Below are 25,631 nucleotides of genomic sequence, written 5' to 3' on the forward strand. Positions count from 1 at the left end.
TTGTTTTAGACCTGAACACCAAACTGCACGAGCAACCAATCCTTCAGGCGTACGCACGCCGGATCGTCCTGCATCTTCTCGTTGATCATCAGGTATTGAAGAGACCCTTTTAAAACCAGTTCTTCTGCAACCGGTCGGACCAGCCGCCCCTGTTCGATGAGATGCCCGACCAGATGATCCCAGCCAAGCGCCAGGCCCTGACCATCCAGGGCCATCTGCATCAGCAGGCCGTAGTCATTGCTACTGAAGTAATGGGGGCTGTCCGCAGCCGAAATCTGCAGATCATGGGACTGAAAGGCGAACCAGATATCCCAGTCGACCTGCTCGGTGAGCTGGGAGCGGCCATAGGGATTGAGGTCCAGCAGCGTACTCTGGCGCATGCCCTCCAAGGTACGCAGCTCTGGATGAGCGTGCAGATACTCAGGCGTACACACCGGGTAGACCACTTCATAAAACAGCGGAATGCGCAGGTAGCCGGGGCGCAGCTCCGTGGTCTTGGTGATGAAGATATCGGGATGAATGCCCGGCTCAATGGCCAGAAAGTGCTGGGTGGTGATGATATTCAGGTCGACATCGGGGTTAGCGCTGAAGAAGTGACTGAGCCGATGGGTCAACCACAGTCCTGACAGCGCCGGGGAGCAGCAAAGCGTCAGGCTGTGCTTGTCGTTCGTCTCGCGGCGTATACGCTCGGTGGCCTGGAAAATATTCAGCAGCGACAGTTGCGCGGCATCGAAAAGCGCTGTTCCGGGCGCAGTCAGCCTGACTTCCCTCCCCGTACGAATGAACAGCTCGGTGCCCAGATACAGCTCGAGATCGCGAATCTGTCGGCTGATGGCCGCCTGAGTCACGCACAAGGCATCGGCAGCCCGGCTGAAGTTGCGGTACTTGGCTGCCGCGACAAACGCCCGCATGGCCTTGAACGAAGGCATTTTCATCAGCGCCTGATCAGGCTGGGAGCTTTTCGTCATAACAAAATATGCCTGTTTGCCCGGAGAAAAAGTCGGTTCAGCCCGCAGGCATCCACGCCTACAATTTATCCCATGATGCCCGGCGCCGCGCCAGCTCCATCGGGCGGCAGTAAACCTATAAAAAGGAAGGAAAATGTCGTACAGAAGTGGCCGGGAAGCGTTCATGCATGGGGTGCGAACGCTGCTTCCATTGACCCCCGGCGTCATTCCATTTGGCCTGGTAACAGGCTATATGGCGGTACAGATCGGCATGTCTGCGGGTACCAGCATCGGTATGACCCTGTTGTTCTACTCGGGGTCGGCGCAGATGGTGGCCCTGCAACTGCTGCATACCGGCGCCCTGCCGATCACCATTGTGGTCACGGCCCTGATCATCAACTTGCGTTTCATCATGTACAGCGCTTCGCTTGCGCCCTATCTGCACCATCTGCCCCGGCGCTGGACCTGGCCCATGGCCTATCTGCTGTCGGATCAATCCTACGCCCTGTGTGTACTGAAATTTGCCTCCGGTGAACTGGGTCGCTTCGCCCATCACTACTATGCCGGCACAGCGATCAGCATGTGGCTGGCCTGGCAGCTCTCGGTGGTGGCCGGGATTTATCTGGGCGCCAGCATCCCGCAAAGCTGGTCCCTGGGCTTTGCCATTCCTCTGTCGTTCCTGGCCCTGCTGATTCCCGGCCTGCGCAGCATAGCCAGTCTGGGCGCTGCGGCGGTCGGTGGCGTGCTCGCTGTGCTGGCGATCAAGCTGCCCTACAACCTTGGCCTGGTCACGGCATCCGTTGGTGGCGTAATTGCCGGTCTGGTTATCGAAAACCTGCGCAAACGCCAGGTGCAGGAAGAGTCGGTGGATGGCGCAGAGGGAGAAGCGCAATGAGCGATCTGGCCCTGTGGGGACTGTTCCTGGCAGCAGGCGTCGGCACCTTTGCGCTGCGCCTTTGCTTTGTCGAGCTGCACGGTCGGTTTCGCATGCCGCAGCTGTTGAACCGCGCCTTGCTGTATGTCCCGGCCAGTGTGCTGGCAGCCCTGGTATTGCCTGCGGTGGTGTTTGCCCCAGGGCAAACCGAACTGGTCCTGAAGAACCCGCAGATCCCCGCCGCGCTGGTCGCGGCCCTGGTGGCCTGGAAAACCCGCAATACCCTGCTGACCCTGGGGCTGGGCATGGTCGCGCTGTGGGGGTTCCAGCTGCTGGGACTCTGATATTGACGAGGGCTGGAACGAAAAAAGGTGGCAGTCCATTCTCACCGAGAATGGATCTGACACCTTTTTCGCAACACGTTTTGTTGCAACGGCGACTGACTACGCCGGCTTACAGGTCAGTGATTTCCTTGTGACGCGGCACCAGCAGCTTCATGACGGTCCAGGCCACCAGATAGGCCAGGGCGCAGATGGCGAACATGATCATGTAGCCGGTGTGAATATCGTTGATGGACTTGTAGTAGTCGAACACCCAACCGCCGATCTTGGTCATTACCACACCACCCAGGCCGCCGGCCATGCCGCCGATACCGACCACGGACGCCACGGTCTTTTGCGGGAACATGTCGGACACGGTCGTAAAGATATTGCACGACCACGCCTGGTGCGCCGAGGCACCAACACCGATCAGCAGTACCGGCACCCAGAAGCTGATGTAACCGAACGGCTGCGCAAGCAGCACCACCAGTGGGAACAGCGCGATGACCAGCATGGCTTTCATGCGGCCGTCATAGGGTTTGTCGCCTTTGGCCATGAAGTAAGCCGGGAACCAGCCACCGCCAATACTGCCGACCATGGTCATGCTGTAGAGCACGAACAGCGGCAGCACGATGGCCGCGCCTTTCATGCCGTATTGCGCCGACAGGTAGGTCGGCAGCCAGAACAGGAAGAACCACCACACGCCGTCGGTCATGAATTTGCCGAAGGCAAAGGCCCAGGTCTGGCGATAGGTCAGCAGCTTGAACCAGGAGACTTTCTTGTCGACCGCACCCGGCAGCGCATTGGAGATTTCCTGCTCGCTCCGATCGCTGCGGATGTACTCCAGCTCCTGCGCGGTCAGGCGTTTCTGCTGCTCAGGTTTCTCGTACAGGGCAATCCACACGGCGACCCAGACAAAACCCAGCATGCCGATCACGATGAACGCTGCCTCCCAGCCCCACATGGCGGCAATCAACGGCACGCAGATGGGCGCTGTGATCGCGCCCACGTTGGCACCGGAGTTGAAAATACCGGTGGCCAGGGAGCGTTCTTTCTTCGGGAAATACTCGGCAGTGGCCTTGATCGCAATCGGGAAGTTACCCGACTCACCTACAGCCAACACCGCCCGTGCCAGCATGAAGCCGGCGATCGAGACCGGTATAACGGCAACGCCCAGGGCGCCGCAGATGGCAGCGATACCCTCGCCCAGCGGCACTGCCAGCGCGTGCATGACCGCGCCGGTGGACCAGATACCGATAGCCAGGATAAAGGCCGTCTTGGTACCGATCTTGTCGACGAAACGTCCGGCGAAAATCATCGAAATCGCGTAGACGAACTGGAAGACCGAGGCGATGTTGGCGTAGTCGGTATTGCTCCAGCCAAATTGCGTCGACAGATCCGGCGCCAACAGGCTCAGGACCTGTCGGTCGAGATAGTTGACCGTGGTGGCGAAAAACAACAGCGCACAGATGGTCCAGCGATATTTGCCTACCGTCTTGCTGACGCTCTGCGTAGCGCTGACCGCTTGCGGATGGGTGGATTCGTTCAGATTCATAGCATCACTTTATTATTGGATTATGCTGATCATCTCTCGACAACGATGTGAGAGCGCAGGTGTACGTACTCCAGACGCAGCGGCTGGAGTCAGACCTTAAGACTGTTTTTTGGGACGGCTAGCGGCAACGGGCCTGACAATGCGCAAAGACAGGCGAGAGCGGCGTTCAGCGAGGGGGGTAAGCAAGTCGAGTTCATCATGGGTCGACACTCATTTTTTATTTTTAGGTTTGACCGATCGACACATCATCTGTCGTCGTACAACAGTCTTCCTTATAGCTAGCGATATGGCTGGCTGTCAATCTAGAAAATGGTAGCAGGTCAGGGCGAAATTTCCGGCTGAAAGGGTGATTGCGCAAACATAGCTGAGCTAAACGCGTTCGCTGGGCATTGGTGTTAAAGGGTGGTTAGCGAGAAATAAACGCGCCGCTGTGTTGTACGACAACGCATATCAACGGGTGGTTTAGCAATGCGTTCGTTTTTGTTGCGTGGGTGTATGACTGGGAGTTCGAGAAAGACGGTGAGCAACTGGAGATTGCCGTCCCTGGCGCCATCACCATCGACGAAAGCCGCATCGGCCTGGAATTGGTCTGCCGGGGCGCGGGCCTGATGTATGTGCCAGAACCCGTCGTGACACAACCGATCGCTGACGGCACCTTGCAGGCAGTGCTGACAGACCGGGCCAGCACGATCCCGGTTTTCACATCCAATACGCCAGCTTCCGCCAGGTGCCTGTGGGCCTGGGCCTGCTGATCGAACTGATCCGGGAGTTGCAACCCCTGGGCAAGCTGCCCTGACCGGGATGCCGTTATGTGCAAGGCTCCTCAATGCCTGCCATAGGCCCTTATGGTTTCAGCACCTGCGTCTCCCCCGCCGCAACCACCCTGCCCTCTGCTGTCACCGGCTGCATCAGGCCCAACGGTTGACCGCTGCGCGTATCAACCAGTTGCGAGCGCGCTTCGTCGGGCTGGAACAGGTAGCGCTCCCCCCATTGCCGCAGCGCCACGACCAGCGGGAACAGGCTCTCACCCTGTGAGGTGAGCTGGTACTCCTGATAGGCCGTGCCGTCCGAGGCTGGCGCGACCGTAAGAATACCGGCTTCCACCAGGCGCTTGAGGCGGTCAGCCAGGACACTGCGGGCCACACCCAGGTCGTGCTGAAAATCACCGAAGCGCCGGGTGCCATCAAAGGCATTGCGCACAATCAATAGCGACCAACGATCACCAATCAGATCGAGGGAACGGGCCACCGGGCAGGTTTCGTGCCGGGGGGGTCGATGTTTGGCCATATGGACTCCTTTTGCTGTGGGCACAGTGTACATCCAGTTTCAATTCAAGACTGGTTACCCTAGAATCAAACCAGTCTTTATTTGAAACCACCTTAGGGAGCGTTGCCCATGCAGCTCGACAGAACTCTGACCGCCGCCAGCAACAATGTGCGTCTGCCTCGGACCCTGGTCGCATTATTCGCCTGTGCCTGCGGCCTGAGCGTGGCCAACGTGTACTACGCGCAACCCTTGCTGGATGCTCTGGCGGTGGATTTCGCCATTGGCCCTGGCGCTGCCGGCGCAATCATCACCGCTACACAACTCGGCAGCGCCTTGGCGTTGTTGCTGCTGGTGCCGCTGGGCGATCAATTGAATCGACGGTGGCTGACCCTGATGCAAACAGCCGCGCTGATCGCCAGCCTGCTCTGGGTCTGCCTGGCTCAAGGCACTGTCACTTTGCTGATAGGCATGCTCGTCGTGGGCCTGCTCGGCACAGCCATGACTCAGGGCCTGATTGCCTATGCCGCGACCTGCGCTTCGCCCGAGGAGCGTGGTCAGGTAGTCGGCACGGTACAGGGTGGTGTCTTCATGGGGTTGTTGCTGGCACGGATGTTCGCCGGATTTATCAGCGATCTGGCGGGTTGGCGCGGGGTGTACCTGACTTCAGCGCTGATGATGGCAGTGTTGGCCGTCATGCTCTGGAGAGTGTTGCCCGATCAGCGGCCAGCGGCGCGGCCCTTGCCCTACCCGCAACTGATCCTGTCGATGTTCAGCCTGCTGCGCAAAGACGGCGTACTGCAGGTGCGCGGCATGCTTGCGCTATTGATGTTTGCGGTGTTCAACATTTTCTGGAGTGCTTTGGTCTTTCCATTGAGCGCACCGCTTTGTGAACTGTCCCATACCGCCATTGGCGCCTTTGGCCTGGTCGGCATGGTCGGTGCGCTGGCGGCGGCTCGGGCCGGGTACTGGGCGGATCGCGGGCTGGGGCAATGGGTCACCGGCGTGGCTCTGCTCCTGCTGACATTGTCCTGGCTGCCCCTGTGGTTCACCCCCTCATCGATTGCCTGGCTGGTGCTGGGCGTCATCGCCCTGGACCTGGCCGGACAGGCTATTCATGTCACCAACCAGAGCATGATTTTCCGCGCCCGGCCCGATGCCCACAGCCGGGTGATTGGCTGCTACATGCTGTTCTATGCCGTGGGCAGCGGATTGGGGGCGGTTGCGTCCACGGCGACTTATGCTGCGTTTGGCTGGTCGGGGGTATGTTTGCTGGGGATGAGTGTCAGCCTGGTTGCCCTGCTGTTTTGGGTTGCAACTTTGCGATACCAGACACACTGTAACCATCTGAGATAAAGAACGCGTTTGCGGAAGCGAATTCATTCGCGAAAGCGGTGTTTCCGACGATACAAGTGCATAGGATGTACCGGCCTATTCGCGAATGAATTCGCTCCCACAGGGTTTTGGCTCAGCCCTGCCGCTTGAGCCACTCCCCCGGTGGCAGGCCCATTTCCTGGGTGAAGGCCCGGCTCAGCGCCGCCTGAGAGCCATAGCCCACCGAAGCGGCTACTATCTTCAGCTTCACGCCCTGCTTCATCAGGTCCCGGGCCAGTTTCATGCGCCAGGCGGTCAGGTAGGCAATCGGCGACACCCCCACCACCTTGAGAAACTGCGCCGAGAATTTGGTACGCGACATACAGGCCAGTTCCGCCAGTTGCCTGAGGCTCCAGTCCTGCTCGGGGCTCAGGTGAATGGCGTTGATGGCCTTGCCCAGTTGCGGATCGACAACCGCACTCAGGCCACCTTTGGCGATCATGCCCTCGCTGAGCGCACGTCTTACCAACACGATGAGGATGTACTCGAACAGCACGCCAAGGCCCTTGCGATGCCCGGCGTCCTTGCCGCGGTACTCCGCCAGCAGGGCATTGATCACCGGCAGCAATGCGTCGCCGTCGAGCAGCGGGAAGACCAGGGTATCGGTCACGCCCAACGGAAAGGAACGGGCCATGCTGACCCCGAACTCAAAGGTCGCGCAGATGATCTCGGCACCTTCCTCGCGATTGGGTTCCAGCTTGTAGCGGCAGGTGCTCGGGCAAAGCAGCACGGTGGGGCCGTCCAGGGCGATGGGGGGATGGCCCTTGCGCACCAGATCAAGACCGCCACGTTCGACGATGTGAATAAACGCCGTGCCATCGGGCTTGTTGATATCCAGAGTGTCGAACACTGTACCGGCGTAGAACAGCCGCCCGGTCATCTGGATTCGGTCGAAAAATTCGGAGAGCGCGTCCATTGAGTCACTTCAGGTAAAAAAGGCGGACGTCGGGTCAAAACCCGTGCGGCGCGAAGGGGCAGGATAAACCCACTTGCAGGCAGTCGCGCCGGCAAGAGGTTATGCCAATCCGAGGAGCCTCACAATGAGCACTGAATCGAGCAACCCGCGCCCTGCATCGCCCTACTACGAAGACCCGACCAACCCTGCCCTGGGTGCCACCGGTCTGCAATTGGACCTGTCCCGCGCCGCCCTGGTGGTGATCGACCCGCAGATCGACTTCCTCAGCCCCGAAGGCGTGACCTGGCCCCTGGTTGGCGACAGCGTCACCGAAAACGGCGTGGTCGGCCACCTGGGCCAGTTGTTCGAAGCGGCGAAAAAAGCCGGGATCACCGTCGCCGTTTCACCGCACTATTACTACCCCTGCGATCACCAATGGGAACATGGAGGACCGCTGGAAAAGACCATGCACGAAATCGGCATGTTCGACCGCAAATCATCCCTGAGCCTTGAGGGCTTCGAGAACTCCGGCGCCGACTTCATGCCACAGTACAAGCCGTTCATTCTCGACGGCAAGACCATCATCTGCTCGCCGCACAAGGTCTACGGCCCGCAGACCAACGACCTGACCCTGCAGTTGCGCAAGAAAGGCGTGTCCCAGGTGATCCTCGCCGGCATGGCCGCCAACCTCTGCGTCGAGTCGCACCTGCGCGATCTGGTGGAACAGGGTTTTGAAGTCATCGTCGTGCGCGACGCCACCGCCGCACCACGTATCCCAGAAGGCGATGGCTACCTGGCGGCGCTTATCAACTACCGCTTTATTGCCAATGCGCTGTGGACCACCGAGCAGGTGATTGAGAAGCTCAAAGGCTGAATCAGACACGCAAATCGCGGGAACGAATTCATTCGCGAAAAGGCCAGTACATCCGACGCATTTTCATCATATTCAACACCGCCTTCGCGAATGAATTCCCACACAGTAGTGCCTGAATATCATCGAATCTGTGGGAGCGGATTCATCCGCGAAGGGGCCAGTGCATCCAACACATTGGCGGCGTCCGGAATAAAGCTTTCGCGAATGAATTCGCTCCCACAGTAGCGCCTGCATATCGTCGGATCTGTGGGATTCATCCGCGAAGGGGCTGCTCTGGCTTTACAGCAAACATAGAATCTCCCACAGAATTGGCTCCCATAACCACCAAAAAAGCCCCAGATCTTCGAGTTGCGACGCGTTGTTCGCAGCTGCATCCAGGTCAATTCTGCAACCTCATCGGATTAGGCAAGCCCCGCAGATAAACCGGCATTCGCCGCAATGACCATCGGCCTTACCTTGAATGCACACGGCGCGAGCCCTTCGCGCCAGGTTCATCCTCTGGAGATAACGCCATGCTCATTGTCTATAACCCCGCCGATGGCAGCGAAGTGGGTCGTGTTGCGCAAAGCGATGCCGACGCCGTACGCAGCGCTGTGGAACGCACCTGTGCCGCCTTCCCTGAATGGTCAGGAAAACTGGCCAAGGAACGCAGTGACATCCTGCGGCGCTGGCACGACAGCGTCAAAGCCGACAAGGAAGCCTTCGCCGAACTCATGGTCAAGGAAAACGGCAAGTGCCTGACCGAAGCCCGTGGCGAAATCGATTACGGCCTGGGCTTTATCGAGTGGTACGCCGAAGAGGCCAAGCGCGTCTACGGCGACACCATTCCGACCCACGACAAGAATGCCCAGGTCATGGTCACCAAGGAGCCCATCGGCCCGGTGGCGGCGATCACGCCGTGGAATTTCCCGTTCATGATGATCACCCGCAAGGTCGCCACGGCCCTGGCGGCAGGCTGCACCATGATCATCAAGCCTGCCGAAGACACACCGCTGACCGCCTTCAAACTGCTGGAACATGCGCGCAATGCCGGTATCCCCGAAGGCGTACTGGAGATGGTGGTGGGCGACCCGAAGGAGATCGGCGCGATCCTCACCGCCGAGCCGCGCATCCGCAAAATCTCCTTCACCGGCTCGACCAACGTCGGCAAGTTGCTGGCCGCCCAGTGCGCCCGGACCATCAAGAAGATGACCATGGAACTGGGCGGCAACGCGCCCTTTATCGTGTTCGACGACGCCAATCTGGATGAAGCGGCCAAGGGTCTGGTCGGCGCCAAACTGCGCAACTCCGGGCAGGTCTGCATCTCGCCGAATCGCATTTTTGTGCAGCAGGGCATCCTCGAACCTTTCCTCGCCAGGGTGAAGGCCGCCGTCGAAGCCATCGACGTCGATCAGGGCCTGCGCGCCGATTTCGTGGTCGGGCCGATGGTCAACCAGATGGGCTTCGACAAGGTCGTCAGCCTGGTGGAACAAGCCAAGGTGGCCGGGGCCAAAGTGCTGCTGGGCGGCAAGCCCCACGCCAAGGGCGGGCTGTTCTACGAGCCGACGATTCTGACTGGCCTGAGCGACGATTCGCCCTTGGCGCAGAACGAAATCTTCGGCCCGGTGTTCGCCATCTACCCCTTCACCAGCGAAGAGGAGGCCATCGCACGCGCCAACCAGACCGAGTTCGGCCTTGTCGCCTATGCCTATACCAGTGCCCTGGGACGCTCATTGCGCCTGTCCAGGCAGCTGGAAGCAGGCATGGTGATTCTCAACTCAGGCTCGGTCGGCACCGTGTCGATTCCATTTGGCGGCATCAAGCAGTCCGGCTACGGCCGCGAAGGCAGCTACTACGGCATCGAGGAGTATGTGCATGTGAAATACGTGCTGCTGGCAGGAGCGCAGTTGTAGCGCGGGCTGTTTTCAGCCCTGCTGGAAGCACTCCTCAATCGCCGCCTTGGCCTCGATCACTGGCGCCTCGGTCAGCTCCTGGGTGCGCCAGCCCAGTTCGATGGGGTAACGGCGCATCTGCAGCGGGCAGGCCAGCACCTGCAAGCCGCTGATCCGGGCAATAGCCTGCGCGGCATGATCGGGAATGGTGGCAATGGCCCGGGTGCCCTTGAGCAGATACGGCAACGCGGCAAAGTGAGTGGTCGAAGCCACCACTTTGCGCTTGAGGCCCAAAGGCGCCAGAGCCTCATCGACCATGCCGATAAAGCCGCCGGAAGAGACCAGTATCTGATCGTGCTCGACGAATTGGGTCACGTCGAACGTCGCCGGATCCAATCGCAATTGCTCGGGATCGACCAGGCAACTGTAGCCGCCCTCCCCCAATAACTCGCGACTGAGGGTACGGCTGGAAAGGCCACCGGAAGACACCGCCAGGTCGATGCTGCGGCTCAACAGCGCCTCACCGATGATCTGGCTATGGCTCTGGCGAAAAATCACCCGCAGTTGCGGCGCACGCCGGGCGATGGCGTCTAGCAGGCGGCGGCCGATGGCAATTTCAAAATCATCCGACAGGCCGATGGTCACCGAACGCCCGTGGAAACTGGCGGGCATGGGCGAGGCCATGCTCAGGGTCTGTCGGCACTTGTCCAGGGCTTCGGAGATTACCGGCTTGAGCTGATTGGCCAGCAAGGTCGGGGTCAGGCCACGACCGGTGCGCAGGAACAACTGATCGTCATACAACACCCGCAACCGCGCCAGCGCCGCACTCACCGCCGACTGCGTCACCCCCAGTAGAATCGCCGCTCGACTGGCGCTGCCCTCATCGTGCAACGCCTCGAAGACCTTGAGCAGATTGAGGTCGGTGTTGGCGATATTCATGGGCTTCATATCCGGGGAGGCGATGTGAGGCTGGGTACTATAGCGAAATGGGTGGCGAGGATCAGCCTCGCCCAGGCTTTTCCTCCTGCTGCGCGGCGATACCGTGCGGCTAACACTGCGGCGTAGGAGCGAACTTGTTCGCGAGGCGTCGTACACACAACTGGCAATACTTGTCAGGCGTTAAACCGCTCTGCTGTAGGACTCTTCTGAAGTTTTTGGCTATGCTGCGCAACCGCTTGAAGATGCCTGAAGAGGCGACTAATTTGCCGCCTGTCGTTGAATGCAGCGACGGGGTTTAGTCGCCCATTTCTTAAGTTGCATAGCGCTTCAGCCATTGCCGGGATCTCCGATTCCGGCAGTGCTTTATGGCGGCTGTGTACGGGGCACCTCAGGGTGCGCCGGGTACTTGAGACCGGTCGACTAACCCGTATGCAGCTGCCACCTTCATTTAGTCGTGATGTGTGGGGGCCAGGTTATCTCAAGTAAGGATTTGCCATGAACACACCGATACCCAATCTCTTCATCCTCAACCCCGATATCCCCACCGCAGAGCTGCTGATATTCGCCAGCGAATACCTCGACAGCACCTCCGCCATCGTCTACGAAACCGCCGATAACAGCACACCCGAGTATCGGTCTTTGGCCCGTGCCGCAGTGCATCAGATGAATGTGCTGCGGACGATGTTCGATGCGGTGGCGGTGAGGGTGCAGGGGCAACAATAAGTCGATCTATAGCCTTCGCGGCGGTGTGGCGATCAGACAAGCCTCGCTCCAACGGTTTCGCTTAATCCTGTGGGAGCGTGGCTTGCCCGCGAAGAGGCCGGTAGATCCGACACCATTGTTGGAATTCCGTTTCGCAGCCTTCGGCAGCTCCTACAGGCCCTCGTCGCCCAGCCAGTTCTGGAGCAATTCCAGAGTCCGCTCAGGATGCTCCAAAGGCGGTAAATGCCCGCATTGCGCAATCACTACCAGGGTGGAGCCGGCAATGCTGAGGTGCATCAGTTCGGACTCTTCCCGCGGCGTCACCGCATCCTCGGCCCCGACCACAATCAGGGTCGGCACCTGCACCTGTTGCAACACCGGCATATAATCCGGACGGTCGATAATGGCTTGCTGCTGGCGGATAAAACCGTCCTTGCCAATGGTCTCGGCCATATCCAGAACAATCTGTGCGGCAGTCGTGCCCAGGCTGCGGGCATGCATCAGGCGTGGCAGCAATTGCGGGGTGACGCCCTTGAATTTGCCCAGTGCAGCCAGCTCCAGCATGCCCCGCCGCACCCTGGCGCGGGCTTCACTGTCGGGCCGGGCCATGGTGTCGAACAGAGCCAGCTTGAGCACCCGCTGCGGCGCCAGACGGAGGATTTCCATGGCGACATAACCGCCCATGGACAGCGCCGCAAGGGCGAACTGCTCAGGTGCCTGATCGAGAACCCGACGGGCCATGGCTTCGATGCTGAGATCCTGGGTCAGGTCGGGGATCAATACCGACCGCGATGCTGCCAGGGCAGGTTGCTGGTGTTGCCATAGGCGATGGTCATTGAGCAGACCGGGGAGCAGGACAAGTGGGATGGGGGTGGCAGGCAAAAGCGGGTCTCCAGGCGGATGCGTTCGACAGGATGGCATCGTATACCAGAGTGAATACTGTGGGGCCGAACTTGTGGGAGCGAATTCATTCGCGAAAGCGGTGTTTCAGGCGCTATCTATACGTCGAATGTACTGGCCTCTTCGCGAATGAATTCGCTCCCACAAGTTCGGCCCCACAGATTCGTTCCCAGAGGAATCCTGACGCAGGTACTCTCCCCCCCTTTCGCCCGCGTGGGTCCGGTTTAACCACCCGCCCTCAACCGCTCGGAAATCTTCACCAGCTCGGCCAGGGAGTCGGCGTTCATCTTGCGCATCAGCGCACCACGTCGCACCTTGACGGTGACTTCGCTGACGTCCAGACGCGCAGCCACCTGTTTATTCAGCAGGCCGGTCACTACCAGTTCCATCACCTGGCGCTCGCCCTCGGTGAGGCTGGCGTGGCGCCTGAGCAGTTCACTGTGCACCGAGGCAGTCGCCCGACGTGCACGGTCCCGCTCCAAGCCCTGATGGATGGCGTCAAGCAGGTCCTGTTCGCGAAACGGTTTGGTCAGGAACTCCAGCGCACCCGCCTTCATGGCCCGAACCGACATGGGGATATCGCCATGGGCAGTGATAAAGATCACCGGCAGGAGAATGCCGTCGCTGGCCATGCGGTCGATAAAATCCAGGCCGCTCATGCCCGGCATGCGTACATCAAGGATCAGACAGCCCGGCGCATCCGCCCGCTCAGCCGCGAGGAATTCCTGAACCGAGGCAAACAGCCGGGCGTTCAGGCCGATGGAAGCCAATAGATCTTCCAGCGAGGCACGGATCGAGGCGTCGTCATCGACCACATAAACGATAGGTTCGGCATCGGCGATCATGTTGGCTCCACGGTATTTGGCGCCATGGCACTGCCTGGCAGGGTGAAATGAAAGATCGCCCCGCCGCCCGGGTTGGCGCCGGCCCAGATGCGTCCGCCATGGGCTTCGATGATCGAACGACTCACCGCCAGGCCAATGCCCATGCCCTCGGCCTTGGTGGTGTAGAAGGCCTCGAACAGCCGCCCGGCAGAATCTGCATCGAGGCCGATGCCCGTGTCACAGACTGCAAAGCCGAGTTGCCCGGACTGTTGCTGATCGACGCGAATTTCCAGCTCACGACGCTCGCCTCTGGCGGCATTGATGGCTTCGCTGGCGTTGAGAATCAGGTTCAACAGCACTTGCTGGACCTGCACGCGGTCGGCCAGCAACGGCGGCAACCCTTCAGGAATCTGCAACGTGAGCTTGATCTGTTGCTGCTCAAGCTCGCTATGCACCAGGGCGAGGATACCGCTTATGGTATCGGCGATGTTCAGCCACTCCTTGTGTGGCGGCGCGCGTTTGGCCAGGGCGCGAACCCGGGCGATCACTTCGCTGGCGCGATGGGCGTCGCTGATGATGCGCTCCACAGCCTGGCGCGCCTTGGGCAGGTTGGCCGGTTCCACTGCCAGCCAGCGCAGGCAGGCGTTGCCACTGGTAGCGATGGCCGCCAGGGGCTGATTCACTTCATGGGCAATGGAGGCCGTCAGTTCGCCGAGCATATTGACCCGACCGATCTGCGCCAGATGGGCCCTGGCCTCGTGCTCGGCACGGGTGGCCATGGTCATGCGCAGGCTCAGGTAGGTGGCGGCAATGATTGCCGCCAGGCTGATCAGGCAATTGATCAGGCCCGACCCGTGATCGCCGGATTTGGTGGCCAGGAAGCTGATGACCGTGAGCATCAGGCACAGCACGGCTATCCGCGCCACGCCTCTGGGCGACAGGAAACTCATGGCCAGCAGGACTACGGCGACATGAAACACCCCTACTGCGATTTCCATGTCCGTCAACGTATCGACCACGGCAATGCCGAACGCCAGCGCCAGCAAAGCACTCAAGCGAAGTGCCCCGCGCGCCCTGCTGTAGTTTTCCTTCTCGCCCATGGCGCAGATTCTCTCGACGATGCGAAATGTGGTAGCTGTAGGGAGTGCGTTCTGTGGGAGCGAATTCATTCGCGAAGGGGCCGGCACATCCAACATATTTGCATCGTCCGAAATACCGTCTTCGCGAATGAATTCGCTCCCACACATTCGCCACTACAAACTCCCTCCACCTTATCAAGCCCAGGCACTTCCCACATATGTCATTAATTCAGGATGGATTATCCAGACTGAACAGATCCGTCACTTCATCATAGGCAAACAGCTCGGCGTAGCGCCCCCATTGGGTCACCACGTCCAGGGTCTGGGCGGCATCGCTTTCCGACATGGAGTCTTCCAGCTCATCCCGGAAACGCCGGGCCGGGGCGCTGCGGCTGGAGCGCTCGTCGAGGACCCGGCGCACATGAGCCACCAGTGGTACGAAGTTCATCAACTGCTGGGCGAACAGCTGTTTGCGCTCATCGACATCGGACAGCGCATAACGCTCGGCCGCCGGCAGCAGACGAATATCGCCGCCCTTGAGTTCGGCCAGACGCAGCAGTTGCAACACCTCGGCAATCGGGAACAGCTCATCCGCAGTGTATTGCAGTTCACTGGCCAGCTCCGGCAGATCGGCCTTGCCGCCGTAGGCCGGGGCATGAATGGCTTCGATCAGCCCGGCCAGGGTATTGGTCGACACCTGAGGCAGGACCATGCCCAGACCGGTGCCGGGAAACGCACCCGGACGCGTGACACCGACCGCATCATCGCCGGTCATTTTCACGTAGATCTCTTCCACCAGGGCACGGAAGGCCGGGTCGTGACGGTTGCGCGGCTGCGGCAGGTCGACCTTGATCTCGCTGATTACCCGCCCGGGATTGGCCGAGAACAGCATGATGCGATCGCACATCAGCACGGCTTCGGCGATGTTGTGGGTGACCATCAGGATCGACTTGATCGGCATGCGCCCTTCGCCCCACAGGTCGAGCAAATCGGTACGCAGGGTTTCGGCGGTCAGCACATCAAGGGCCGAGAATGGCTCGTCCATCAACAGCACGTCCGGGTCCACTACCAGGGCACGGGCCAGCCCCACGCGCTGGCGCATGCCGCCGGACAGCTCCTTGGGATAGGCGCTTTCAAAGCCGTCGAGGCCGATCAGGTCGATGGCCGCCAGGGCACGCTTGCGGCGGATTTCGGCCGGCACATTGCGCGCTTCCAGGCCGATCTCGACGTTCTCCAGCACGGTCAGCCAGGGAAACAGGGCGAAGCTCTGGAACACCATGCTGACATGGCTGGGCAGGCCGTCCGCGCCCGGTGGAAAATCCACCACGCCACTGGTGGGCTGGACCAACCCGGCAATGGAGCGCAGCAGGGTCGACTTGCCGGAACCGGAACGTCCCAGCAGGCCGACGATTTCGTTGTCGTAAAGGCTCAGGCCGACGTTATCCAGCACCAGACGTTCACTGCCGCCGGGCGTGCCATAGACATGCTGGACCTGACGGACGTCAACCAGGCAACGTTTTTCGAGAGTGATCATGGCTACTGTCCTCAATAAAGACGTTCAATCAAGACGCAGGCGTCGTTCGGCGAATACGTACAGCGGGCGCCAGAGCAGGCGGTTGAAGGCCATGACGAAGATCGACATGACAGCGATGCCCAAGGCGACCTGATGGTAGTCACCGGCTTCGGTGGCAGTGGCGATATACGACCCCAGACCGGTGGCTTGCAGATGCTCGTCGCCCCATGACACCGCCTCGGCGACGATACTGGCGTTCCACGAACCACCGGCGGCAGTCAGGGCGCCGGTCACGTAGTAGGGGAAAATCCCCGGCAAAGCCACCCGCCGCCACCATTGCCAGCCGCGGATATGGAACATCTGCGCCGCCTCGCGCAGGTCGGTGGGCAAGGCCGAGGCCCCGGCGATGACGTTGAACAGGATGTACCACTGGGTACCCAGCACCATCAGCGGCGACAGCCAGATATCCGGATTCAGGTGCAGCCCGACAATGGCGATCACCGCAAACGGGAACAGGATATTGGCCGGGAATGCCGCCAGCAGTTGCGCCACCGGTTGCAGACGCTCGGTCCAGGCCGGGCGCAGACCAATCCATACGCCGACAGGCACCCAGATGAGGCTGGCAATGGCAATCAGGATCAGCACCCGCAACAGCGTCGCCAGGCCCAGACCAAAGGTGTGCAGTACATCGCTCAGGGCCAGGGTTTCGCCGATGAAGCGCACCAGCCAGACCGTAGCCAGGACACAGGCCAGCAGCACCGCTCCCAGCCAAAGGTGATCAAGGGTTCGACTCAGGCGTGGGCGTGGCCGCAGCGCCCGGACTTTCGGCCAGCGGACCATGGTCAGCAGCTCACCGGGCCACGCCAGCAAAGCCAACAGGCCCGGCACCAGACGGGTATTGCGTACCAGGTCATAGACCCAGGAACGCGGGCGTTTCTGCGAGGCGGTCTGTTCGAAACGAAACTTGTCGGCCCAAGCCACCACCGGACGGAACAACAGTTGATCGTAGAGCAGAATCACCACCGCCATGGCCAACACCGCCCAGGCAATCGCCGGAAGATTCTTCTGCGCAATAGCGAGGGCCAGCCAGGAGCCAATACCGGGCAGATCAATGGTGGTATTGCCCACGGTGATGGCTTCCGAAGCGACGACAAAGAACCAGCCGCCGGACATCGACATCATCATGTTCCACACCAGGCCTGGCGTGGCGAACGGCAGTTCCAGGCGTACGAAACGGCGCCAAGGTGAAAGTCCGAACTGCTGGCAGACATCATTCAGGTCCTTGGGGACAGTGCGCAGCGACTGATAGAAGCTGAAGGTCATGTTCCAGGCCTGGCTGGTAAAGATCGCGAAGATAGCCGCGCACTCAACCCCCAGTTGACGACCGGGAAACAGCCCCATGAAAAAGGTCACGGTGAAGGTCAGAAAGCCCAGTACCGGCACCGACTGCAGGATATCCAGGGCCGGGACTATGACCATTTCTGCCTTGCGGCTCTTGGCGGCCAGCGTGGCCACGACCAGAGTGAACAGCAGCGATGCGCCGAGAGCAACGAACATGCGCAAGGTGGTACGCAGGGCATATTCCGGCAGGCGCCACGGCGACAGCACCACCGGCTGGGCATCAAGCACGGTGAGGGATTGGCTCATCTGCTCGGCGCCATGAATGACCAACACGGCAGTCACCGCCAGCAGCAGGAAAAACACGATATCGGCGCCATAGCGCGAGCCACGCCCGGGAGCCACTTGCGGGACCAGGGTTTTGCCGATGAAGGTATCGAAGGAGGAACGCATGGCTCACCTCGCATAACGTCGCACCGCACTGACTGTCCAGGGCGTGGCGAAGGGCTTGAAATATGCGGTAAAGGTTAAGCGGCGCGGTGTTGCGGGGCCATGGATATAAAGGACGGTTGGCTATACCAAGGTATATCTGCGGGTCGGGCTATCTGAAAATTGCGCAGAATACCCCGGTTGGGTACAGACTCCGTGGGAGCGAATTCATTCGCGAAGAGGCCGGTAAATTCAATGCATTTTGATTGTCTGAAATATCGCCTTCGCGGATAAATTCGCTCCCGTTGGTTCTCGCGCTCCCCAACCATAGCGCCCTGTACTTCAATCTCCCCCTCCCCGCTGCACACATCGCGCGCGGCGCTCATCCACTCGCTCGGCAAACCAGGCGGTCGTCAGTTTGCGAGTGATTTTCGGACTTTGCAGGGTGATGCCCGGCAGGATCGCCCGGGGCAGCGGTTTGCCGGCCTTCTGATCGGCCATGGCGAAGATCTTTTTGTAGAGATCGCCCTCTTCGAACGCCAACGTTTCACCCTGTTTCAGCTGATTCCAGATCGCCGAGTTATTCAGCCCCAGTTTCGGCCCCAGGGAACGCACAGCCAGTTCCGTAGCGCCCGGTGAGGTCGAGTCATAGAGGATCAGGTCACCATCCAGCGCCAGTTGGCTGCCGGTAAGCAAATTGACCGCACTCTGGAATGCAGCGTTGCGGCTGGCGTACCAACCTGCATTGAAATCGGCAAAGCGGTATAGCGTCTGCGGATAATTGGCCGGGTAACCGAGCAGGTGCAGGGTGCCGAAATACACCCCGCCACGGCGGCTGAACACTTCGTTACGCAGGCTGCCTGCCAGCGGATACGGGTAATCCTTGGCCTGCTGTTGCGCGAACTCCACGCTGACCTGCATGGGGCCTGCGGTATGCACCGGGTTGAAGCGGCCGAACAGGGTCTGACCCAAGGGCACGCGGTCAATGAAATCATCGAAGATCGCACTCAGCTCCTTTTCACTGCGCGCGCTGTCCAGGCGCTGACCGTAGCTCTTGCCGGTGCTGGAAGGCAGTTTCAGCGCGGTATTGATCAAGGCATCGGGGATATACAGTTTGCTGGCCCGGCGATTGATCTCGTCCCGGGCAATACGGCCCAGGCCCGGCACGCCGGGGTCGCTTTGAAAGGTGGATTCCTGCTCGATCACCGCCATGACCGCGCAGAGATTTTCCGTGGTGGCCGCCAGCCTCTGTGCGGTGAAGGCGCCCTGAATATCCCGCGCCCAGCCCTCGCGGTCCGTTACCTTGGCCGGGATCAGGCGCACGATCTGCGCCTGGATTTGTGCCGGAGTCAGCTCAGGCGCCTGCGGCGTGTGTTGGGCGCAGCCGCTCAACAGGATTACCGCGAGGGTCAGGATGGAGCGAAAAGATGAATGCACGCGCGTCTTCCTTGTGATCGGCGATCAGTAGACCTGTGTTTATCGGTAAAGACTCAAATAACGTCCACGCTTCGGGCACGGATCTGTAGGAGCTGCCGAAGGCTGCGAAAGCGGCGTATCAGGCAGCCTCATTCGCAGCCGTCGGCAGCTCTTACAGACATTCATACAAATTCAGATTCACCGAACACAGATTGGAGCGCATCAGCTAACAAAAATATTTGCAGTGCAGTTACCCAAAACCGACATCCATGTAGCCCGCGCCAATACTGGCCCCTGGTGCCATCATTGAGCCCGTCGATCAACCCATCAGAACAAGCGATTGGACTGCGACATTTCGACTCAGTAGCTTGCTTACTAATTCAGTCAATGAGCTGATCGTTTACCGCCCCTGTTGCCTGGGGCCTTTGTCTCCTGCCGCTGTGAAGGGAATCGCTGATTCATGCATGACATGAGTCGCGCCTCAAGACCGGATTCTTGAAACCCATTTTTTCCAGGTGCCCCAGTCGGGGTCATGTGCCCGTGTGCGCTGAAAACGGCTGGAACCATGTGTGAGTGCCTTGCCAATGTCCATCAATACCCCTCAACAAATCGCCGAAATCGCCATCGAAGCGGGCGCGAAGAAGGCTCATCTGCCATTGCGGTCGATTCTGGTCCTGGGCTTCCTGGCCGGGGCATTCATCTCCCTGGGCTTTTTGCTGGATATCCATGTCAGCACCATGATCCCGCCGGCCTGGGCTTCGCTGGGCAACCTGCTCGGCGCGGCGGTGTTCCCTATCGGCCTGATCCTGGTGATCCTGGCTGGCGGTGAGCTGCTGACCGGTAATATGATGAGCCTGCCCATGGCTCTGTTCGCCGGGCGCATCGGCGTATTCGCCTTGGTACGCAACTGGGTGCTGGTGACCCTCGCCAACCTGCTTGGCGGTCTGTTCGTCGCCTATTTCTTCGGCCACCTGCTGGGTATGACCGAAGGGCCGTTCCTGGCCAAGACCCTGGCGATTGCCAATGCCAAGGTCAGCGCCGACTTTGCCCATGCATTTATCTCCGGAATCGGCTGCAACTGGCTGGTCTGCCTGGGTGTGTGGCTGTCTTATGCGAGCAAGGATGTGGTCGGCAAGATCGCCGGTATCTGGTTCCCGGTGATGTCATTCGTCGCCATCGGTTTCCAGCACGTGGTCGCCAATATGTTCCTGATCCCGGCGGCGATTTTTGCCGGCGCCTTGAGCTGGTCCCAGTATGTCGATAACTTCGTCGCCGTGTTCCTTGGTAACGCGGTAGGTGGCGCGGTGTTCGTCGGTCTGGCTTACTACGTGTCTTATAACCGGACAGCCACTGTCCAGCCCCAGCCCGCTGAAGCAGTTGCGGTGCAAAAGGCCTGAATAACCCGGGTGAGAAGCCAAGATGTCTGATCGTGTGCTGATGGATGGTTATGCCCGCAAGGTCGATTACCTGCGGATGTCGGTGACGGACCGCTGCGATTTTCGCTGCGTGTACTGCATGGCCGAGGACATGACCTTCCTGCCGCGCCAGCAGATTCTGTCGCTGGAGGAAATCCATCAGATCGCCGAACGCTTCGTCGCCCTGGGCACCCGCAAGATTCGCCTGACCGGTGGCGAGCCGCTGGTGCGGGCCGGGATTGTCGGCCTGTGCGAGAAGATCGCCGCCCTGCCCGGTCTGCGCGAGCTGTGCATGACCACCAATGGTTCGCAACTGGGCAAGCTGGCCCGGCCATTGTTCGACGCCGGGGTCAAGCGCCTGAATATCAGCCTCGACAGCCTGGATGCGCAACGTTTTCGCGAACTGACCCGCACCGGCGATCTCGACCAGGTGATTGCCGGAATCGACGCTGCCAACGCTGCCGGCTTTGTCCACACCAAGCTCAATTGCGTGGTGATGCAGGGGCGCAACGATCATGAGATCAACGACCTGATCGCCTTCGCCATTGAGCGCGGCCTGGATATCAGTTTTATCGAAGAAATGCCCCTTGGCATCATCAGCGAGCACAGCCGTGCCGAGTCATTCTTCTCCAGCGAACAGGTGCGCGAACGCATTGCCGAGCGCTACACCCTGCTGCCGTCCACCGATTCGACCCAGGGGCCGTCGCGCTATTGGCGCCTGGCCGAAGCGCCGGATATTCGTGTCGGCTTTATCTCGCCCCACAGCCATAACTTCTGCGGCACCTGCAACCGAGTGCGCCTGACCGTCGAGGGCCGCTTGCTGCTATGCCTGGGCAACGAGCATTCCGCCGACCTCAAGAGCGTCCTGCGGGCCAACCCCGGTCAACCGGAGAAACTGGAAAAGGCCATTATCGAAGCGATGAAGCTCAAGCCCTATCGCCATGATTTCCAGCTCAACGACGAGGTGCAGGTGGTGCGGTTCATGAATATGACGGGGGGTTGAGCAGCCAATCCTCACAGTTTCTATTTTTGATATGGGACAGATGGGATCTGTGGGAGATTCTATGTTTGCTGTAAAGCCAGAGTAGCCCCTTCGCGGATGAATCCGCTCCCACAATTCGCCTCTCTACAAATCAATCCGGCCCCTACCCCAACAACTGACTCAGCACCGCCCGTAACTTGCCCGGCCTCACCGGCTTGTTCAGCAACGGCGCACCGAGCTTGCGCAGGGCGTGTCGGCATTGTTCACTGCGGTCGGCGGTGATCATCACTGCCGGAATACGCAGGTTGAAATGCCGACGCAGGTCGTTGACCACTTCACAGCCCGTCACGCCATGGTCAAGGTGAAAGTCGGCGAGTATCAGCTCCGGCGCCGAACCCTGTAACACGCTGCACGCGCTGCTCAAGTCGCTGGCGGTCAGTACCTCGCACCCCCACTGGCCAAGCAGCGCGGCCATGCTCTCGCGGATGCTTTGCTCATTGTCCAGCACCAGCAGGCGCCGCCCCGGCAGCGGATTACCGGTGCCGGGCTGCTGCAGCAAGAGGCTGACCGGCGCAGGCACCTCATTGGACAGCGGCACATCAATGCTGAAACACGAGCCGCGCCCAGGCTGAGAACGGACCCGCACCGGATAATCAAGAATCCGCGCGATACGCTCGACAATCGCCAGGCCCAGACCGACGCCCTTGCGATCGGCGGCGCGGCCGACATCCAGTTGATTGAATTCAAGGAAGATCGCTTCCAGGCTGTCTTCGGCAATGCCCCGACCGGTGTCCCAGACCTCCAGCCGCAGACAATCGCCACGCCGCCGCGCGCCCAGCAAAATGCGGCCGTTGTCAGTGTAGCGGCAGGCGTTGCTGAGAAAATTGCGCAAAATTCGACTGAGCAAACGCGAGTCGGTACGCACGGCGAAATGCCCCATGCGCACCCGCAAGGCAAGGCCTGTCGCCTCGGCCACCGACTGGAACTCCGAAGCCAGGGGCGTGAGCAGTTCATCAAGGCGGTACAGGCCGATATCCGGCTTGACCGCCGCCTGATCGAGGCGAGAGATATCCAATAGATCGTTGAGCAGGTCTTCGGCGCTTTCCAGGGCCAGATGGCTGCGTTCCACCAGCATGTGCTCGCTCTCGGGCAAACTGCGCTCACGCAGCGTAGAGATCAGCAGGCGCGCGGCGTTGAGCGGTTGCAGCAAGTCGTGGCTGGCGGCGGCCAGGTACTTGTCCTTGCTGCGATTGGCGGCCTGGGCAGCATCCCGGGCGTCGCGCAGGTCCTGCTCGATACGTTCGCGCTGGATGATCTGCTGTTGCAGATTGTGATTGGCCTCGAGCAATTCGTCGGTGCGCGCGGCGACCCGCTGCTCCAGTTCATCGTTGAGCTGTTGCAGGCGTTGTTGCGCCAGCTCCAGTTCTTCGAGACGCATGGTCAGTTCCGGGTAGTGACTCTTGCGCGTCGAGTGGTTGCCCAGCCCCAACAAGGCATCCAGTGCCCGTTTGCGCTCGTCAGAGGGCCTCGCCATAGACAACCTCGACATCACGCTGATTGGACTCGCGCGGATTGGTGAGGATGCATGGGTCACCCATGGCATGGCGCGACAGGAACGGGATGTCGGCCATGCGCACGCCATGCCCGCCGAGGGTTTCATGAAAACCCACGGCCTGCTTGAAGGCGGTCAGGTGCTCGATCAGGCGTTTGGCGATCTGCACCTGGTTCAGGCCGCGGCAGTCGATGCCCAGGGTCTCGGCGATGACCTTGAAGCGCTCCGGTGCCGATTGGTAATTGAACGCCACCACATGCTCGATCAGGACCGCATTACACAGCCCATGGGGCAGATCGAGAAAGCCACCCAGGCTGTGGGACATGGCATGTACCGCGCCGAGAATGGCATTGGAGAACGCCAGCCCGGCCTGCATGCTGCCGAGCATGATCTTCTCGCGCAGGGCCAGGTCCGTGGGGTTGTGGATCATCTGCACCAGATTGCCGTTGATCAGACGCATGGCTTCCAGGGCGTGGGGATCGGTCAGCGGACCGTGACCGGTGGAAACGAACGCCTCAATGGCATGCACCAGGGCGTCGATACCCGTGCAGGCGGCCAGGAAAGGGTCCATGCTCAGAGTCGTCTCAGGGTCGATCAGGGCCACATCCGGCACCGCCGCCTTGCTGACGATGGAAAACTTCATGCGCTCCTGCTGGTTGGAGATGATCACGAACTGCGACACGTCCGCCGAAGTGCCGGCCGTGGTCGGGATCAGAATCAGCGGCGGGCTGGGCACGCGGATCATGTCCACACCCTCGAATTCGAGGATGCTGCGGCCATGGGCGACGACGATGCCGATGGCCTTGCCGCAGTCCATCGGGCTGCCACCGCCGACGGCGACTATGACGTCGCAGTGCTGCTCGCGGTAGACCTCGGCGCCGCGCATCACCTCCTCGACCCGGGGGTTGGGCGACACTGCGCTGTAAATGCAGTAATCGATATCAAGAGCCCGCAGGCTGGCCTCGATATCGGCGACCCAGCCACAGGCGATCACGCCGGGATCGGTGACCAGCAGCACCTTGCGGGCACCGAAGGTTTTCGCGTAATTGCCGACGCTGTGGCGGCTACCGGCGCCGAAAATGATTTCCGGGGAAACGAACTTGCGCAGCTGGCTCATGTGGAGGCTGTCTTTTTATGGGTGGCTGAATTACGCACGGCAGGCGGCTAATGGGCGCCAGCCTAGAGCATCCGACGCGGGATGCAACGTTACATGTCTACTACTTTGGTACTGGTTTTCCTTGCTAATGTCCTATTCCCAAAGAATCAGCCATGGCCTGTAATGCACGCCATAACAAGAAACAGGTAATGCTCCCATGTACAAGATCCTGATTGCCGACGACCATCCGCTGTTTCGCGAGGCGATACACAGCGTTATCAGCGACGGCTTCCCTGGCAGTGAGGTGATGGAGACCGAAGACCTCGACAGCGCCGTGCTGATGACCCGCCAGCACGACGACCTGGACCTGATCCTGCTCGACCTTAACATGCCCGGCATGCACGGCCTCAACGGCCTGATCAACCTGCGCAACGAAGCCCCGACCATCCCGGTGGTGATTGTCTCCGCCGAGCAGGACAAGCACGTGGTGCTGCAAGCCATCACTTACGGCGCTGTCGGCTTTATCACCAAGTCCTCGCCGCGCCTGCAGATGACCCAGGCCATCGAGCAGATCCTCAAAGGCAACGTCTATCTGCCCTCGGACATCATCCGTTCGCAGAAAACCAGTGTACGCCGCACCCTCAGTGAACCGGCGAGCCTGGCCCCGGAGCTGCTGCAGGCCCTGACCCGCAAGCAATTGCTGGTGCTGGAACGCATGACCAAGGGTGATTCGAACAAACAGATCGCCTACACCCTGGAAATTGCCGAGACCACGGTCAAGGCCCATGTTTCGGCGATCCTGCGCAAGCTCAACGTGCATAACCGCGTGCAGGCGATTCTCAGCGCCGGGGATATCGATTTTTCGGCGTATCTACGGCGCTGAAAACCCTTGGCAAACGCCAAGCGAGGCTTGCCCGCGAAGAGGCCGGTACATCCACTGAATAGTCTTGGCCAGATAAACCGCCTTCGCGGGCAAGCCCGGCTCCTACAAGTCCTGTGCTTACAACCCTTTTTTTTCCTGCCCCAACCACTTGTCGAAAACCTCGGCGATCTGCCCACTCTCGGTTGGCCTGATCAGTCGATCCACCTCCTGCCCGTCAGTCAGAAAGATCATCGTCGGCCACAGCTTGACCCCATAGCTGCGCCCCAGTCGCCGACCGCTGCCATCCTCGATGCGGATATGCCGCACGCCGGGAAAACCGCTGATCACCTGTTCCAGTAAAGGCTGCGCGGCCTTGCAGTGGCCGCACCAATTCGTGCCGAACTCGATCAGGGTGGGTCCGGACAAGGCATCGACTTCTTCCCGGCTGGGGGCCGCTTCGACATAGGGCATCAGACTCATGGATGGCTCTCCGTTTTGATGTGACGAACATCATGCCATTTTTCGCCCCACGACCGACGGGTAACAAAGTGACTTGCATGATGGAAGTCACTCTATTAAATTATGACCATAATTTAATCACGGCAGGACCT

At 60.2% G+C, this 25,631-nt stretch carries 24 protein-coding genes; 10 read left to right on the forward strand and 14 right to left on the reverse strand.

From position 1 onward, the window contains the following. Positions 1-5: 5 nt before the first annotated feature. On the reverse strand, positions 6-968 hold the full coding sequence (locus tag ACCD02_RS03215; RefSeq protein ID WP_413298531.1) for a LysR family transcriptional regulator: 963 nt from the start codon (positions 966-968) through the stop codon (positions 6-8). A gap of 133 nt (positions 969-1,101) precedes the next feature. On the opposite strand from ACCD02_RS03215, the gene ACCD02_RS03220 reads away from it, so the two are divergent. Then, the gene (locus ACCD02_RS03220; RefSeq protein ID WP_413298532.1) at positions 1,102-1,842 is read left to right on the forward strand and encodes an AzlC family ABC transporter permease; all 741 of its coding nucleotides are present in this window, start codon (positions 1,102-1,104) and stop codon (positions 1,840-1,842) included. Then, positions 1,839-2,165 carry an AzlD domain-containing protein gene (locus ACCD02_RS03225; protein WP_413298533.1) on the forward strand — a complete coding sequence of 109 codons (327 nt, stop codon included), beginning with the start codon at positions 1,839-1,841 and terminating at the stop codon, positions 2,163-2,165. Before ACCD02_RS03220 ends, ACCD02_RS03225 begins: the two co-directional genes overlap by 4 nt. Before the next feature lie 109 nt (positions 2,166-2,274). On the opposite strand, the gene ACCD02_RS03230 is transcribed toward ACCD02_RS03225, so the two are convergent. Continuing rightward, positions 2,275-3,696 (reverse strand): MFS transporter, encoded by a 1,422-nt coding sequence (locus ACCD02_RS03230; RefSeq protein ID WP_413298534.1) that lies wholly within the window; start codon positions 3,694-3,696, stop codon positions 2,275-2,277. A 491-nt stretch (positions 3,697-4,187) separates the two neighbouring features. On the opposite strand from ACCD02_RS03230, the gene ACCD02_RS03235 reads away from it, so the two are divergent. Next, positions 4,188-4,448: a hypothetical protein gene (locus ACCD02_RS03235; protein ID WP_413298535.1), complete on the forward strand. Its 261-nt coding sequence runs from the start codon at positions 4,188-4,190 to the stop codon at positions 4,446-4,448. Between the two features lie 91 nt (positions 4,449-4,539). On the opposite strand, the gene ACCD02_RS03240 is transcribed toward ACCD02_RS03235, so the two are convergent. Further along, positions 4,540-4,983: a winged helix-turn-helix transcriptional regulator gene (locus tag ACCD02_RS03240; RefSeq protein WP_413298536.1), complete on the reverse strand. Its 444-nt coding sequence runs from the start codon at positions 4,981-4,983 to the stop codon at positions 4,540-4,542. Between the two features lie 108 nt (positions 4,984-5,091). Between ACCD02_RS03240 and ACCD02_RS03245 the strand changes: the two genes are divergently transcribed. Beyond that, on the forward strand, positions 5,092-6,315 hold the full coding sequence (locus tag ACCD02_RS03245; RefSeq protein ID WP_413298537.1) for an MFS transporter: 1,224 nt from the start codon (positions 5,092-5,094) through the stop codon (positions 6,313-6,315). A gap of 112 nt (positions 6,316-6,427) precedes the next feature. Here ACCD02_RS03245 and ACCD02_RS03250 read toward each other — a convergent pair whose 3' ends face one another. Beyond that, positions 6,428-7,249, reverse strand: a complete 822-nt coding sequence (locus ACCD02_RS03250; protein ID WP_413298538.1) for a helix-turn-helix domain-containing protein — start codon at positions 7,247-7,249, stop codon at positions 6,428-6,430. Positions 7,250-7,373: 124 nt separating this feature from the next. Here ACCD02_RS03250 and ACCD02_RS03255 point away from each other — a divergent pair, with 124 nt between their 5' ends. After that, a complete protein-coding gene (locus ACCD02_RS03255) occupies positions 7,374-8,102 on the forward strand; it encodes a cysteine hydrolase family protein (RefSeq protein ID WP_413298539.1) in 729 nt (242 codons plus the stop codon). A 512-nt stretch (positions 8,103-8,614) separates the two neighbouring features. Further along, complete coding sequence (locus ACCD02_RS03260) at positions 8,615-9,994, forward strand: NAD-dependent succinate-semialdehyde dehydrogenase (RefSeq protein WP_413298540.1); 1,380 nt, start codon at positions 8,615-8,617, stop codon at positions 9,992-9,994. Positions 9,995-10,006: 12 nt separating this feature from the next. Here the strand turns inward: ACCD02_RS03260 and ACCD02_RS03265 are convergent, their stop codons facing one another. After that, positions 10,007-10,921 carry a LysR family transcriptional regulator gene (locus ACCD02_RS03265; protein WP_413298541.1) on the reverse strand — a complete coding sequence of 305 codons (915 nt, stop codon included), beginning with the start codon at positions 10,919-10,921 and terminating at the stop codon, positions 10,007-10,009. 486 nt (positions 10,922-11,407) lie between these two features. Here ACCD02_RS03265 and ACCD02_RS03270 point away from each other — a divergent pair, with 486 nt between their 5' ends. Next, on the forward strand, positions 11,408-11,635 hold the full coding sequence (locus tag ACCD02_RS03270) for a DUF6124 family protein (protein ID WP_413298542.1): 228 nt from the start codon (positions 11,408-11,410) through the stop codon (positions 11,633-11,635). A 150-nt stretch (positions 11,636-11,785) separates the two neighbouring features. On the opposite strand, the gene ACCD02_RS03275 is transcribed toward ACCD02_RS03270, so the two are convergent. The 6 genes from ACCD02_RS03275 to ACCD02_RS03300 all read right to left on the reverse strand — a co-directional run bounded on the left by ACCD02_RS03275 (position 11,786) and on the right by ACCD02_RS03300 (position 19,110). Then, on the reverse strand, positions 11,786-12,496 hold the full coding sequence (locus ACCD02_RS03275; protein ID WP_413298543.1) for an alpha/beta fold hydrolase: 711 nt from the start codon (positions 12,494-12,496) through the stop codon (positions 11,786-11,788). A gap of 242 nt (positions 12,497-12,738) precedes the next feature. Further along, on the reverse strand, positions 12,739-13,359 hold the full coding sequence (locus ACCD02_RS03280; protein ID WP_413298544.1) for a response regulator transcription factor: 621 nt from the start codon (positions 13,357-13,359) through the stop codon (positions 12,739-12,741). Next, positions 13,356-14,438, reverse strand: a complete 1,083-nt coding sequence (locus ACCD02_RS03285) for a sensor histidine kinase (protein ID WP_413298545.1) — start codon at positions 14,436-14,438, stop codon at positions 13,356-13,358. The genes ACCD02_RS03280 and ACCD02_RS03285 overlap by 4 nt, the downstream gene beginning before the upstream one ends. Before the next feature lie 208 nt (positions 14,439-14,646). Beyond that, positions 14,647-15,951: an AAA-associated domain-containing protein gene (locus ACCD02_RS03290; protein ID WP_413298546.1), complete on the reverse strand. Its 1,305-nt coding sequence runs from the start codon at positions 15,949-15,951 to the stop codon at positions 14,647-14,649. 24 nt (positions 15,952-15,975) lie between these two features. Then, on the reverse strand, positions 15,976-17,721 hold the full coding sequence (locus ACCD02_RS03295) for an ABC transporter permease (RefSeq protein WP_413298547.1): 1,746 nt from the start codon (positions 17,719-17,721) through the stop codon (positions 15,976-15,978). Positions 17,722-18,039: 318 nt separating this feature from the next. Continuing rightward, positions 18,040-19,110, reverse strand: coding sequence for a DUF1615 domain-containing protein (locus ACCD02_RS03300; RefSeq protein WP_413298852.1), 1,071 nt, complete (start codon positions 19,108-19,110; stop codon positions 18,040-18,042). A 587-nt stretch (positions 19,111-19,697) separates the two neighbouring features. Between ACCD02_RS03300 and ACCD02_RS03305 the strand changes: the two genes are divergently transcribed. Next, positions 19,698-20,510 carry a formate/nitrite transporter family protein gene (locus ACCD02_RS03305; RefSeq protein WP_413298854.1) on the forward strand — a complete coding sequence of 271 codons (813 nt, stop codon included), beginning with the start codon at positions 19,698-19,700 and terminating at the stop codon, positions 20,508-20,510. 22 nt (positions 20,511-20,532) lie between these two features. Beyond that, positions 20,533-21,531, forward strand: coding sequence for a GTP 3',8-cyclase MoaA (gene moaA / locus ACCD02_RS03310; protein WP_413298548.1), 999 nt, complete (start codon positions 20,533-20,535; stop codon positions 21,529-21,531). 142 nt (positions 21,532-21,673) lie between these two features. Here moaA and ACCD02_RS03315 read toward each other — a convergent pair whose 3' ends face one another. After that, on the reverse strand, positions 21,674-23,044 hold the full coding sequence (locus ACCD02_RS03315; RefSeq protein ID WP_413298549.1) for a hybrid sensor histidine kinase/response regulator: 1,371 nt from the start codon (positions 23,042-23,044) through the stop codon (positions 21,674-21,676). Beyond that, positions 23,028-24,179, reverse strand: a complete 1,152-nt coding sequence (gene ercA, locus ACCD02_RS03320; protein WP_413298550.1) for an alcohol dehydrogenase-like regulatory protein ErcA — start codon at positions 24,177-24,179, stop codon at positions 23,028-23,030. The genes ACCD02_RS03315 and ercA overlap by 17 nt, the downstream gene beginning before the upstream one ends. Positions 24,180-24,375: 196 nt before the next feature. On the opposite strand from ercA, the gene ACCD02_RS03325 reads away from it, so the two are divergent. Next, positions 24,376-25,041, forward strand: a complete 666-nt coding sequence (locus ACCD02_RS03325) for a response regulator (RefSeq protein WP_413298551.1) — start codon at positions 24,376-24,378, stop codon at positions 25,039-25,041. 117 nt (positions 25,042-25,158) lie between these two features. On the opposite strand, the gene ACCD02_RS03330 is transcribed toward ACCD02_RS03325, so the two are convergent. Continuing rightward, entirely contained in the window at positions 25,159-25,500 is a 342-nt protein-coding gene (locus ACCD02_RS03330) for a thioredoxin family protein (RefSeq protein WP_413298552.1), read from the reverse strand. Positions 25,501-25,631: the final 131 nt, after the last annotated feature.

This window comes from Pseudomonas sp. Pseusp88 (assembly GCF_047303955.1).
GTDB lineage: Bacteria > Pseudomonadota > Gammaproteobacteria > Pseudomonadales > Pseudomonadaceae > Aquipseudomonas.